This window comes from Ruegeria sp. BG7 (assembly GCF_056535685.1).
In genome coordinates this window covers 2,221,930-2,234,227 of record NZ_JBQFIU010000001.1, presented here as the reverse complement: position 1 = coordinate 2,234,227, position 12,298 = coordinate 2,221,930, and the positions used below count along the sequence as shown (strand labels likewise).

The following is a 12,298-nucleotide window of genomic DNA, read 5'->3' as shown; positions in this document are numbered from 1 at the left end:
CAGGCGCCCTCACGCGCGGGCGGCGCGCCCAATTGCCGGGTCAGCACCGGCGGGCGCATCGAAATGCGCCACGCCGGACTCTGTTACTTGCCGTCGGCAATCGTCATCGGTTCAGTGTTGACCGAGTTGGCATAGCTGTCCAGCGCACCGTCGATGCTGCCGGCTTCGACAAACACGTCGGCCACACCCTTCATAAAGGTCTGCACATTGCCGCCCAGCCATTTCTCGGACAGCTGATCATCCATGCTGGGGAAGCCCATTGTCCCAATAGCGGCGCGTGCGCCATCAAGGTCCATGCCGGATTCCTTGGCAATAACCTCAAGCATCGCATCACCGCCGGCACCCGAGTTCCAGCGCTCGTTTGCATCTGCAGTTACCTGCAGGAACTGTGCGACCAGTTCCGGATTTTCCGAGATAAAGCTTTCCGGGGACGAGGTTACGTCGAACACAAGAATGCCCAGTTCTTCTTTCTCGGCACCAGTCAATAGAACGTTCCCGTGTTCTTTCATACGGGACAGACCGCCGCCATATCCGCAGGCGAAATCAACCGCGCCCTGGCTCAGGGCTGCCGCACCTTCAGGCGGGGCCATGTCGACAACTTCAAGGCTGGCCAAGTCGATTCCGAAATGATCCATCTGGCGCAGGAAGCCATAATGCGCAGCTGTACCCAGCGGAACAGCGACCTTTTTGCCCGCCAGTTCGCTGGCGTTTTCCTTGTCGATCTCCAGCGCTTCCGACACGACACAGTTGTCATTCTCGGAATACGTCACGGCGACATCAACCACCTGAATCGCCTGGCCGGCGGATGCGGCAACAACGAAAGGCGGAATGCCCTGGCTGACCGCAATCTGTACGTCGCCCGAAGCCATCGCCGCGCTCATCGCGGTGCCGGTTTCAAAACTCACCCAGTTGACCTTGAGGCCAAGCGCTTCGTCATAGGTTCCGTTGGCTTTGGCTTCCAGCATGGGCAGGGGCCATTCCAGGAAGTATGCGACTGTGATTTCTTCCAGATCCTGCGCAAGTACCGCATGGCTTGTCAGTGCAAGCACACTGGTCGCGGCGAGAGTAGCGAGTGTCTTCTTCATAGTATCCTCCGGTTGGGTCACTTTTTGTTTTCAGCGCGAACCGCCGTTTTATCTTTTGAGGGAGCGTTGGTTGCGTCTTGCGACACGGTGCCGAGTCTTTTGCACACCGCTTACCTTGAAGCCCTTCGCTCTATCGTGGTGCAGAACAGTTGTTCTGGAATAAAACACTAGAGAGTGCGCGTTCTTTCCGTCAACTGTTTATTGTTCAACTATACATAAACAAGCGCTCAAAAGCTTGAAATGAACAAAATCTCGTCGTAGTTCTGCAATGTAGTAGATGTGAGATCAGGTATGGCAAGACCCACAGACAGTTCCATCGTCGCAAAATGCGCAAGGATCATGGATGTCCTAACCCATGCGAAACGGCCGATGGTGTTTTCAGACATTGTCGCACAGACGGGCTTTGTCAAAAGTTCGTGCCATCGCGTCCTTGCCGTTCTGCAAAGCGAAGGTCTGGTCGAGTATGAGAAAACCGGCAGAACCTACAAACCCGGGCCGCGGTTTCAGGCATGGGCGCGTGCAGGGTTCCGCCACCCCGATCTTCAGCAAGTTGTCGCCGAACCCGTTGACCGCCTCAGCGAAGTGACCGGTATGAACATTGCGCTGTCCGTTCTGGATGGCGATACCATTCTGTACCTGCGAACGTCCAACCATGTCGCGATTCGATATGCTGCGCGAACAGGTGACCACGCGCCGCTACATTGCACCGCCGCAGGCAAGGTTTTCCTGGCGTTTATGACTGAAAAGCAGCGCAATTCCGTACTGGGGTCATCTGGGTTGGAAAAGTTCACCGAGTTCACCAGAACCCACCTGCCTGAGCTTGAAGCGGATCTTGATGTCGTTCGAAGCCAGGGTTACGCGATGGTCGTCAAAGAAGAGTTCCTGCAGGTCATGGGCATGTCCGTCCCGATCTGGAATGAACAGGGTAAAGTAGCCGCCTGCTTGTCAATGTGGACTTTGACGGCAGAAAACACACCTGACGAATTGCGCGCAAATCTCAACTTGCTGAAACAAACCGCCGCCGAGATCTGCGACCAGATCGGAGGTGAAGCACCCGAAAACTTCGGCTTGACGACCTGAGTTTTACTATCGAATAATGGAATAAATGTTCCGTAATGCGAGAGTAAAATGCTTGCAACGCCGCCCGCCGTGGCGACACGGCCAAATTCGCTTTGGGCAACCACGGCACCAAAGAAGCTCGACAGTCCGCAATTGTCCGGCGATCTGCGGGCGGATGTGGTCATCATAGGCGCTGGCTTTACTGGCCTGCGTGCAGCGCTGGCCCTTGCCGAAGCAGGAACGTCTGTTGTTGTGCTTGATGCCGGTGACGTCGGCTGGGGTGCTTCGGGTCGCACGGGCGGGCAGGTTAATCCGATGCTGCCCTTCAACTCGCCCAAAGACTTACGGCGTATGCTTGGACAGACATATTTTGAACGCCTGACCGAAGCGTCGCTGAATTCCGCAGACGAATTGTTTACCCTGATCGACACCTATCAAATCCCGTGCCAGGCCCGGCAAAAAGGGTGGTTGCGCGTGCTGCATAATGACCGGGCGTTGCGCAAGGCCGAGGCAGATGTGAAAGCCTGGAACGACTTTGGCGCAGGAATGGAGATTTTGCGCGGGGATGATCTGCGAATCGCATCAGGCACAACTGCCTATTCCAGTGGCGTCGTGACCCCACGCGGCGGCGCGGTACAGCCAATGATGCTGGCGCAAGGAGTCGCAGGTGCTGCCCAACAACGTGGCGTTTCAATTTTCGGAAACAGCGCTGTCACCTCGATGAACAAGGTAGGCGGCAAGTGGCAACTGCGCACGGATCACGGGTCGGTCACGTCCGACACTGTGACTGTTGCAACCAACGGCTATACCGGCCCGCTGGTGCCGAAACTACCCAACAGCATCTTACCCCTGACCCCGATTCAGATCGCAACAGACCCGTTGCCGGAAGACGTCATCGCTTCGATCCTGCCGCAGGGACACACGATCTCGGACAGCCGACGTATCATCATGTACGCACGGCGAGAGCCGGACAATCGGTTGGTTTACGGTGGGTTGGGGCGTGTGGATGGCGCAGGCAACTTGGGCGGTTTCGATTGGCTTCAACGAGACGCCGAACGCGTTTTCCCTCAGTTGAAAGGTGCCAATTGGTCCCATCGCTGGGGAGGGCGCATTGCGGTAACAGACGACCACCTGCCCCACCTGCATGAACCTCAGCCGGGTCTTTTAATCGGGCTAGGATACAACGGACGCGGCGTTGCCATGTCACATGTGATGGGCCGTGTTCTGGCAGAGCGTGCCTTGGGCGCTGACCCTGAGTCTTTGACCTTTCCAACAACCCCTGTGCGAACCATGTCCTATCGCCCGTTCAAGGTTGCAGGTTTGGGAACGGCGATCTGGTCGATGCGTTTGATGGATTGGCTGGAAACCAGATAGCGCCAAACGACACCGTGTCGTGTTGGTTTTCACAACTGCCAAAACGTAAAAGAGGCGGCAATCGCCGCCTCAGTCTCAGCCTTTCATTCCGTCCCAGAAGGATTTGACGGAAGAGAAAAAGCTTTTGGATTCCGGGTGGTTGTCTTCGCCCAGGTCCTCAAACTCACGCAGCAGCTCTTTCTGGCGGCTGGTCAGGTTGACCGGAGTTTCCACCGCCAGTTCGATGAACATGTCACCAACGCCACCACCACGCAGCGCGGGCATACCCTTGCCACGCAGGCGCATTTGGCGACCTGACTGACTGCCTGCCGGAATCTGGACACGCCCCCGTCCGCCATCAATGGTCGGCACTTCGATCGAACCGCCCAGCGCCGCCTTGGCCATGCTGACCGGAACCCGGCAATAGAGGTTTACGCTGTCGCGTTCGAACAGCTTGTGGTCAGAGACCTCGACAAAGATATAGAGATCGCCCGGAGGACCACCGCGCATCCCAGCTTCGCCCTCGCCAGCCAGCCGAATCCGTGTTCCGGTTTCAACACCAGCCGGGATATTGACGGACAAGGCACGGTCTTTTTCGACACGACCTGATCCCTGGCAGGATTTGCAGGGGTTCTTGATGATCTGACCCAGCCCTGAACATGTCGGGCAGGTGCGCTCGACCGTAAAGAAGCCCTGTTGCGCCCGCACCTTACCCATGCCTGAACAGGTGGGGCAGGTTGTCGGTTCAACGCCACCTTCAGCGCCGGTTCCGTCACAGGACGAACAGGCCACAGCGGTAGGGACGTTAATGGTTTTCTGCAGGCCCGAGAACGCCTCTTCCAGCGTCACGCGCAGATTGTAGCGCAGGTCTGATCCGCGCGCGGCACGACGCCCGCCGCCACCACCGCGTTGACCGCCCATGAAATCGCCGAACAGATCATCGAAAACGTCCGAGAACGCGCTGGAAAAGTCGCCCTGACCAAAGCCGCCGCCGGGACGCCCGCCGCCGCCCATGCCGTTTTCAAAAGCGGCATGGCCAAAACGGTCATAAGCGGCCTTGCGCTCGGCGTCCTTCAACACGTCATAGGCTTCGTTCGCTTCCTTGAACTGCGCCTCGGCATCCGGGTTGTCTTTGTTGCGGTCGGGATGCAACTCTTTGGCTTTCTTGCGAAAACCTTTTTTGATCTCGTCCGCCGATGCACCCTTGGCTACGCCGAGCACATCGTAATAGTCGCGTTTTGACATCAGTGTTTCCTTCTGCCTCAACGTAATCGGGCCGGCCCGGCGAGCGGACCGGCCCAGATTGGCCCGGTTACCCGTTACTTACGCTTGTCGTCGTCCAGATCTTCGAACTCGGCGTCGACAATGTCATCATCGCCCGGTGCGGCATCTGCGGCGGCAGGCTCATCTTCGCCCTCTTCGGCTTGCGCCTTGTAGATGGCTTCGCCCAGCTTCATGGCCGCTTCGGTGACGTTCTGGATGCCCGACTTGATCTTGTCGGCATTCTCGGTTTCCAACTCGTCCTTCAGTGCGGCAATCGCCAGCTCGATGGCTTCGATGGTGGTCGGGTCGACCTTGTCGGAATGCTCTTCCATCGACTTCTCGGTCGAGTGGATGAGGCTTTCCGCCTGGTTCTTTGCGTCGACCAGCTCGCGGCGTTCCTTGTCGGCTTCCGCGTTCTCTTCGGCGTCCTTGACCATCTTTTCGATATCCTCGTCGGACAGACCGCCCGAAGCCTGGATGGTGATCTTCTGCTCTTTGCCGGTGCCTTTGTCTTTGGCCGAAACCGAGACAATACCGTTGGCGTCGATGTCAAACGTCACCTCGATCTGAGGCATACCGCGCGGTGCCGGTGGGATGTCTTCGAGGTTGAACTGACCCAGGATCTTGTTGTCCGCAGCCATTTCACGCTCACCCTGGAACACGCGGATGGTCACGGCATTCTGGTTGTCCTCGGCGGTCGAGAAGACCTGAGACTTCTTGGTCGGGATCGTCGTGTTGCGGTCGATCAGGCGGGTGAACACGCCACCCAGCGTCTCGATGCCCAGCGACAGCGGGGTCACGTCCAGCAGAACAACGTCTTTGACGTCGCCTTGCAGAACACCGGCCTGAATGGCGGCGCCCATGGCAACCACTTCGTCCGGGTTCACACCCTTGTGCGGCTCTTTACCGAAGAACTTGGTGACCTCTTCGATCACTTTCGGCATCCGGGTCATACCACCGACCAGAACAACTTCGTCAACGTCAGCAGCCGACAGGCCGGCGTCTTTAAGAGCAGCGGCGCAAGGCTTCATCGACTTCTTGATCAGGTCCGCAACCAGCGATTCCAACTTGGCACGGGTCAGTTTCATGACCATGTGCAGCGGCTGACCGTTCGAACCCATCGAGATGAACGGCTGGTTGATTTCGGTCTGCGAGGTCGACGACAGTTCGATCTTGGCTTTTTCAGCAGCTTCTTTCAGACGCTGCAGCGCCATCTTGTCTTGGGACAGATCGACGCCGTGTTCCTTTTTGAACTCATCCGCCAGGTAGTTGACGATGCGCATGTCAAAGTCTTCACCACCCAGGAAGGTGTCACCGTTGGTCGACTTCACCTCGAACAGGCCGTCATCGATTTCCAGGATGGTCACGTCGAAGGTACCACCACCAAGGTCATACACCGCGATGGTTTGGGTTTCTTCCTTGTCCAGACCATAGGCCAGAGCAGCCGCTGTCGGTTCGTTGATGATCCGCAGCACTTCCAGACCAGCGATTTTACCGGCGTCTTTGGTGGCCTGACGTTGTGCGTCGTTGAAGTAGGCCGGTACGGTGATGACCGCTTGCGTGACTTCCTCACCCAGATAGCTTTCAGCCGTTTCCTTCATCTTACCCAGAGTGAAGGCCGAGATCTGGCTTGGAGAGTATTTTTCGCCGCGGGCTTCGACCCACGCGTCGCCGTTGCCGCCATCAACAATGGCATACGGCACCATTTTCTTGTCTTTTTCGACTTCAGCATCATCCACGCGACGACCGATCAGACGCTTGACGCCAAAGATCGTGTTGTCGGGGTTGGTGACCGCCTGACGTTTTGCAGGCTGACCGACCAGTCGCTCATCTTCGGTGAAGGCGACGATCGAGGGCGTGGTCCGCGCCCCTTCAGCGTTTTCGATGACCTTCGGCTGCGAGCCGTCCATGATGGCCACACACGAGTTGGTGGTACCGAGGTCAATCCCGATTACTTTTCCCATTTTTGCAATCCCTTTCTCTTCAAGGCGATGTCCCGAGAACCGGACCCGTTACGGCATCCTGTCCCCGATCTGATGTGCGCGACAGCACTACCATCGCGCGTCCCGGCGTATATAAGGGCCAGACCAAGGGCCTGCAAGCACCGTAAAAGGCAGGTTTTCGGGAATCTGTGGCCTTTTTTGGCAAGGATTTGGAAAGGATTGGGGTTTCCGGAATGGCGCGGCTGGTTTTGCGTGGGTTCGATATCAGAAAAGGCTATCTGGATCCTGCCGCTCAGACGCAGGTCATTGCCGATTTGCGACCGATTCTGAAAGCGGCACCCTTGTTTCGCCCCGTTACGCCTTCGGGCAAAGAAATGTCGGTGCGTATGACATCGGCCGGGGATTTGGGTTGGGTGACAGACAAGGCAGGCTATCGCTATCAGGAACAGCATCCCAAGGGCGGAGTTTGGCCCGGCATTCCCGACAGTATTTTGGGTATCTGGCATGACTTGGTCAGTACGGAACGTGAACCGGATTGCTGTTTGGTCAATTACTATGGCGAAGGCGCAAAGATGGGCCTGCATCAGGACAAGGACGAGGCTGATTTTTCCTGGCCCGTGTTGTCAGTTTCTCTGGGCGATGACGCCCTGTTTCGCATTGGCAACACGACCCGCGGCGGCAAGACCGAGTCGATCTGGCTGAGCTCGGGGGATGTGGTCGTTATGGGTGGGCCCGCACGGTTGGCATATCACGGGGTGGACCGGATCAGGTTCGGATCGTCGCGCTTATTGCCCAAGGGCGGGCGGATCAATCTGACATTGCGGGTGGCGCGTTAACGGCGGGCGTTCCAGCTTTGCGAAACATGCTGGCGCGTAAAGAACTCACCCATCAATCCGATCATCAAAAGGGCGATCCCAACCCACACCGCGTACTCCCAACTGGTATTACGGGTGAAGTAGTTGCGGAAAATGAAGCCGCGACATTGATCGATGATGTGGAAAAGCGGATTCCACGCAAACATCATCAACAACCAACCACCCATAGTGTTTGCGACAAACATCTTTCCCGAGAAAATCATATTCATCCGCCGATAAATATTCGTCAGCATGGAAACAGTTTTCGGGAACCAGGGCTTGATGGCCATGAACACAAGTCCGATCGCGCACCCCGTAAACCACGCCAGCAGCACCATACCAAAGGCGCCACCAGGGTTCTCAATCTCTAACGGAGCGACCGCGACACTGTATATGAACAGAAGGACGAACATCGCCATCACCTGCTTGTACAGAGTGCTGAAAGCGGCCGATAAGATCAGAACCATTACGTTCATTGGTGAATGCAGCGTCATTGGGTTGTTGGCAGCACCAACCCCCGAGATTGCCCCAATCGACTGTATGTGGATCATGAATGGAAAGACGCCGGACAAGATATACAGCAGGAATTCACCCCTGATCTTGGCAATGCCACCCCGGCCCATCAGCGTTATGAGCAGGTAGAACACCATGCACATCACAACCAGCTGCACGATGTTCATCAGAATTGCGATCACCGCATTCGGATGTTGCGAGCGTACGTTCCTGACGACTGCATGGAACACCAGTTCAGCAGTTGTAAACGCGCCGCCCAGCAGCGATTGATTACGCTTGAAGTAATACACTCGAAGGTCTTTCCTGCCTCGCCGCCCTCAATCTGGCATGAATATCTTGCCGTTCCGTAACCGCCGCATCATAAGTCGGTCATGAGTTTGGATCAACAAACCACAGGAACGGAGCATTTTTGTGACTTACGACGCGCTTATCCCGGTCATCCGACGTCTGGCCCTAGAAGCAGGTGACAAGATCATGGAGATCTATGCGGCGGATGATTTTGATGTCAAAGTCAAATCGGACTCCAGCCCGGTAACCGAAGCGGATGAGGCTGCGGACGCATTGATCTCCGCCGGTTTGCGCGCAGCTTTCCCAGACATCCTGCTGGTTACTGAAGAGCAGGCCGCGTCACACTCGGAAAAAGGCGATACTTTTCTGATTGTGGATCCACTGGATGGCACCAAGGAATTCATCAACCGCCGTGGTGATTTTACCGTCAACATTGCGCTGGTTGAAAATGGCACGCCAACGCGTGGCGTGGTGTATGCGCCAGCACGGGGGCGTATGTTCTATACGCAAGCTGACGGCCGGTCGGTCGAGGAAACAGGCGCGTTTGACAAGGACACACCCGGTGTGCTGACTGAAATATCAGTCTCTAAACCGGACAATTCTGCACTTTTTGTGGTGGCTTCGAAATCCCACAGGGATCAGGCGACCGAGGACTACATCAACAAATACCAGACCAAGGACAGCAAAAGCGCCGGGTCGTCTCTCAAGTTCTGCCTGGTGGCGACAGGTGAGGCGGATGTCTACCCGCGCGTTGGGCGCACAATGGAATGGGACACCGCAGCGGGCCACGCGGTTTTGGCTGGCGCCGGTGGCCGGGTTGTGCGTTTTGACGACCATTCGCCGCTGCTCTATGGCAAAGAAGGATATGCCAACCCGTTTTTTATCGCCTACGCTCCGGGTGTTGAGCTGAAGGAAGCCTGATGTCTGTTCTGATTGCCATCCCTGCCCGATACGCTTCGACCCGCTATCCGGGCAAACCATTGGTGCCGCTATCTGGTGCCACAGGTACGGCTATGACGTTGATCGAACGGTCCTGGCGTGCGGCCAAGTCTGTGTCGGGCGTTGATCGGGTGGTCGTTGCAACGGACGACGACCGTATCCGCGAGGTCTCGGAGGGGTTTGGAGCCGAAGTGGTCATGACCTCTGAGAATTGTCAGAATGGCACCGAACGTTGTGCCGAAGCGCATGAAGTTCTGGGCGGTGGGCATGAAATCGTGGTCAACCTGCAAGGAGATGCACCTCTGACGCCGCATTGGTTTGTCGAAGACCTGATCGCAGGTTTGCGCGCCGCACCAGATGCCGGTGTTGCGACACCCGTTCTGCGCTGCGACGGCGACGCGTTGAACAGTCTGCTGAACGACCGTAAGCATGACCGTGTTGGTGGGACAACGGCCGTATTCGGGCGCGATCACAGTGCGATGTATTTCTCGAAAGAAGTCGTGCCGTTTACATCCCAGACCTATGCGGGCGACGAACCGACCCCAGTGTTTCATCACGTGGGTGTATATGCTTATCGGCCCGATGCGCTTGCGGCATATCCAGGCTGGCCCACTGGCCCGCTGGAACAACTGGAAGGGCTGGAGCAACTCAGGTTCATGGAGAACGGCCGCAAGGTCCTATGTGTCGAGGTCGAAGCCAAAGGCCGCCAGTTCTGGGAGTTGAACAACCCGCAGGACGTGCCCAAAATTGAAGAGATGATGGCGGCGATGGGGCTGGAGTAACCGATTTTCCCCATGACATCCGGCGGCCCCCACATCTTTTATACAAGCAATTTGGTTCCAAAGGACGCAAAATGACAACTATCCTCGTAACTGGCGGCGCCGGGTATATCGGCTCGCACGCGTGCAAGGCGCTGGCGAAGGCAGGCTACGTCCCGGTGACCTACGACAACCTGGTCACAGGTTGGCAGGATGCGGTGAAATACGGACCGTTTGAGCAAGGCGACCTGCTGGACCGGGACCGTCTGGATCAGGTGTTTGCCAAACACAAACCAGCCGCGGTAATGCACTTTGCGGCCCTCAGCCAAGTGGGTGACGCAATGCGCCAGCCCGGGCTGTATTGGTCAAACAACGTCACGGGTTCGTTGACCTTGATCGAAGCTGCGGTTGCAGCCGGGTGCCTGGATTTCGTGTTCTCATCCACATGCGCCACCTATGGCGAGCATGACAACGTGGTTCTGGATGAATCCACTGCGCAGTATCCTCTGAACGCCTATGGTGCCTCAAAACGCGCAATCGAGGACATTCTGAATGATTTCGAAGCGGCCCACGGCCTGCGCCATGTCATCTTTCGCTATTTCAATGTCGCCGGGGCAGACCCGGAAGGAGAGGTGGGCGAATTCCACCGACCCGAGACCCACCTGATCCCCCTGATGCTGGATGCAATTGACGGAAAGCGTGAGGGCCTGACCGTCTTTGGCACCGATTACGACACCCCCGACGGCACATGTATCCGCGACTATGTACATGTCTGCGATCTGGTCGACGCGCATGTGCTGGGATTGGACTGGCTGGAACAGGGCAAGGAAAGCCGTGTCTTCAACCTGGGCACCGGATCGGGATTTTCCGTGCTTGAGGTGATCGAGCAATCCAAATCCGTCACAAATCGCCCCGTGCCCTATTCAACCGGGCCGCGTCGGGCGGGCGATTGCACCAAGCTGGTCTCGGGCTCTGTACGGGCTGAAACCGAACTGGGATGGACGCCAAAACGTTCAACGTTGGAGACGATGATAGCGGACGCCTGGCGCTGGCATCAGAACGGACATTACGAAAAATGAGCCGTCCGTGACCTCCGACTCCCTGCAGAACCTGCCCCTGATCAGTTGGCGGCAAAAGTATCTGCTGCGTTGGAAACGTCGTCGGCTGCTGTGGCGGTCCTTGCGCAGTCGGCACCAATTGGCGTGCCTGAAAGATCAGACCCGCGAAATCAACGCGGGCGATGTGCTGGCCTTTATCACCTTGCGCAACGAGATTACCCGCCTGCCCTGGTTCTTTCGTCACTATCGTCAATTGGGTGTGCGTCATTTTTTGATCGTGGACAACGGCAGCGATGACGGTTCAACTGAGCTTTTGCTGGATCAACCAGATGTATCTGTCTGGCAAACCTACTCCAGTTATCGGGGATCTCGGTTTGGACTGGATTGGCTGACCTGGCTTCAGATGCGATATGGGCACAATCACTGGTGTCTGATGGTCGATGCGGATGAACTGTTGGTTTATTCCCAGTGCGATACCCGACCCCTGCAGGATTTGACGGCCTGGTTGGACCAACAAGGCCGGGTGGGTTTTGGCGCGTTGATGCTGGACCTCTATCCCAAAGGTCCGTTGGGCCGTGACACCTATGATCCAGATACCGACCCAACAAATCTGCTGTGTTGGTTCGATGCCGGCCCCTATCGCGCTCAAAGGCAAAGCCCGATGGGCAATCTTTGGGTTCAGGGTGGGGTTCGGGAACGGATGTTTTTCAGCACGACCCGGCAACGGTCACCGACACTGAACAAACTCCCCCTGATGCGCTGGTCGCGACGCTATGCATATGTGAACTCATGCCATTCCGCCCTGCCGCGCCACCTGAACAACGCGTATGACGGGCCGGGCGGTTCGGCGCCTTCTGGGGTGTTGCTTCACACGAAATTCCTGCCCGGGGTTGTTGAAAAGTCCAGATCCGAAAAGCGACGACGCCAGCACTTTCATGATCCGAACCAATTCGGCGCGTATTATGACGGCATCCTTAATCAACCGGTCATGTGGACACCACAATCGGTGCAATACACTGGCTGGGCACAGTTGCAAGGATTGGGGCTAATGTCAGATCAAGGCTGGGTCCGGTAATGAAAACGCATCGGTCAACGACACGTTTACCTTTACTGGGTTCTAAATTGTTGCCTCAGAAGATGCAAAAGTGGCATAAACCGGTAATGCCTTGTCGTGCCACCAACAAA

Annotated in this window: 11 protein-coding genes; 7 read left to right on the top strand and 4 right to left on the bottom strand. The window is 56.7% G+C overall.

Annotated features, from left to right (window positions below; all coding sequences use genetic code 11):
- Nucleotides 1-83: 83 nt before the first annotated feature.
- Nucleotides 84-1,085, bottom strand: a complete 1,002-nt coding sequence (locus tag ACR3EH_RS11055; protein ID WP_171184608.1) for a taurine ABC transporter substrate-binding protein — start codon at nt 1,083-1,085, stop codon at nt 84-86.
- Between the two features lie 291 nt (nt 1,086-1,376).
- On the opposite strand from ACR3EH_RS11055, the gene ACR3EH_RS11050 reads away from it, so the two are divergent.
- Nucleotides 1,377-2,165 carry an IclR family transcriptional regulator gene (locus ACR3EH_RS11050; RefSeq protein ID WP_171184610.1) on the top strand — a complete coding sequence of 263 codons (789 nt, stop codon included), beginning with the start codon at nt 1,377-1,379 and terminating at the stop codon, nt 2,163-2,165.
- Nucleotides 2,166-2,213: 48 nt separating this feature from the next.
- Complete coding sequence (locus tag ACR3EH_RS11045; RefSeq protein WP_171184612.1) at nt 2,214-3,518, top strand: NAD(P)/FAD-dependent oxidoreductase; 1,305 nt, start codon at nt 2,214-2,216, stop codon at nt 3,516-3,518.
- A 75-nt stretch (nt 3,519-3,593) separates the two neighbouring features.
- Here the strand turns inward: ACR3EH_RS11045 and dnaJ are convergent, their stop codons facing one another.
- Nucleotides 3,594-4,742 (bottom strand): molecular chaperone DnaJ, encoded by a 1,149-nt coding sequence (dnaJ, locus tag ACR3EH_RS11040; protein ID WP_171092880.1) that lies wholly within the window; start codon nt 4,740-4,742, stop codon nt 3,594-3,596.
- A gap of 74 nt (nt 4,743-4,816) precedes the next feature.
- Nucleotides 4,817-6,724 carry a molecular chaperone DnaK gene (gene dnaK, locus ACR3EH_RS11035; protein WP_171092878.1) on the bottom strand — a complete coding sequence of 636 codons (1,908 nt, stop codon included), beginning with the start codon at nt 6,722-6,724 and terminating at the stop codon, nt 4,817-4,819.
- A 212-nt stretch (nt 6,725-6,936) separates the two neighbouring features.
- On the opposite strand from dnaK, the gene ACR3EH_RS11030 reads away from it, so the two are divergent.
- Nucleotides 6,937-7,539 (top strand): alpha-ketoglutarate-dependent dioxygenase AlkB family protein, encoded by a 603-nt coding sequence (locus ACR3EH_RS11030; protein WP_171184614.1) that lies wholly within the window; start codon nt 6,937-6,939, stop codon nt 7,537-7,539.
- Here ACR3EH_RS11030 and ACR3EH_RS11025 read toward each other — a convergent pair.
- Nucleotides 7,536-8,360 (bottom strand): ABC transporter permease, encoded by an 825-nt coding sequence (locus ACR3EH_RS11025; protein WP_171184616.1) that lies wholly within the window; start codon nt 8,358-8,360, stop codon nt 7,536-7,538. The genes ACR3EH_RS11030 and ACR3EH_RS11025 overlap by 4 nt on opposite strands.
- A 121-nt stretch (nt 8,361-8,481) precedes the next feature.
- On the opposite strand from ACR3EH_RS11025, the gene cysQ reads away from it, so the two are divergent.
- The 4 genes from cysQ (at nt 8,482) to ACR3EH_RS11005 (ending at nt 12,188) form a co-directional block, all read left to right on the top strand.
- Entirely contained in the window at nt 8,482-9,279 is a 798-nt protein-coding gene (cysQ, locus tag ACR3EH_RS11020; RefSeq protein ID WP_171675796.1) for a 3'(2'),5'-bisphosphate nucleotidase CysQ, read from the top strand.
- Nucleotides 9,279-10,079, top strand: a complete 801-nt coding sequence (locus tag ACR3EH_RS11015) for a 3-deoxy-manno-octulosonate cytidylyltransferase family protein (RefSeq protein ID WP_171184620.1) — start codon at nt 9,279-9,281, stop codon at nt 10,077-10,079. Before cysQ ends, ACR3EH_RS11015 begins: the two co-directional genes overlap by 1 nt.
- Before the next feature lie 71 nt (nt 10,080-10,150).
- Nucleotides 10,151-11,134, top strand: a complete 984-nt coding sequence (gene galE, locus ACR3EH_RS11010) for a UDP-glucose 4-epimerase GalE (RefSeq protein WP_171092869.1) — start codon at nt 10,151-10,153, stop codon at nt 11,132-11,134.
- A 7-nt stretch (nt 11,135-11,141) separates the two neighbouring features.
- On the top strand, nt 11,142-12,188 hold the full coding sequence (locus ACR3EH_RS11005; RefSeq protein ID WP_171675794.1) for a glycosyltransferase family 2 protein: 1,047 nt from the start codon (nt 11,142-11,144) through the stop codon (nt 12,186-12,188).
- The last annotated feature ends 110 nt before the right edge of the window (nt 12,189-12,298 follow it).

What these genes read in the sequence shown, in the direction of transcription:
- dnaJ (WP_171092880.1), bottom strand. Translation starts at nt 4,742, where the DNA reads ATGTCAAAACGCGACTATTACGATGTGCTCGGCGTAGCCAAGGGTGCA.
- ACR3EH_RS11030 (WP_171184614.1), top strand. Translation starts at nt 6,937, where the DNA reads ATGGCGCGGCTGGTTTTGCGTGGGTTCGATATCAGAAAAGGCTATCTG.
- ACR3EH_RS11050 (WP_171184610.1), top strand. Translation starts at nt 1,377, where the DNA reads ATGGCAAGACCCACAGACAGTTCCATCGTCGCAAAATGCGCAAGGATC.
- ACR3EH_RS11045 (WP_171184612.1), top strand. Translation starts at nt 2,214, where the DNA reads ATGCTTGCAACGCCGCCCGCCGTGGCGACACGGCCAAATTCGCTTTGG.
- ACR3EH_RS11055 (WP_171184608.1), bottom strand. Translation starts at nt 1,085, where the DNA reads ATGAAGAAGACACTCGCTACTCTCGCCGCGACCAGTGTGCTTGCACTG.
- dnaK (WP_171092878.1), bottom strand. Translation starts at nt 6,724, where the DNA reads ATGGGAAAAGTAATCGGGATTGACCTCGGTACCACCAACTCGTGTGTG.
- galE (WP_171092869.1), top strand. Translation starts at nt 10,151, where the DNA reads ATGACAACTATCCTCGTAACTGGCGGCGCCGGGTATATCGGCTCGCAC.
- ACR3EH_RS11015 (WP_171184620.1), top strand. Translation starts at nt 9,279, where the DNA reads ATGTCTGTTCTGATTGCCATCCCTGCCCGATACGCTTCGACCCGCTAT.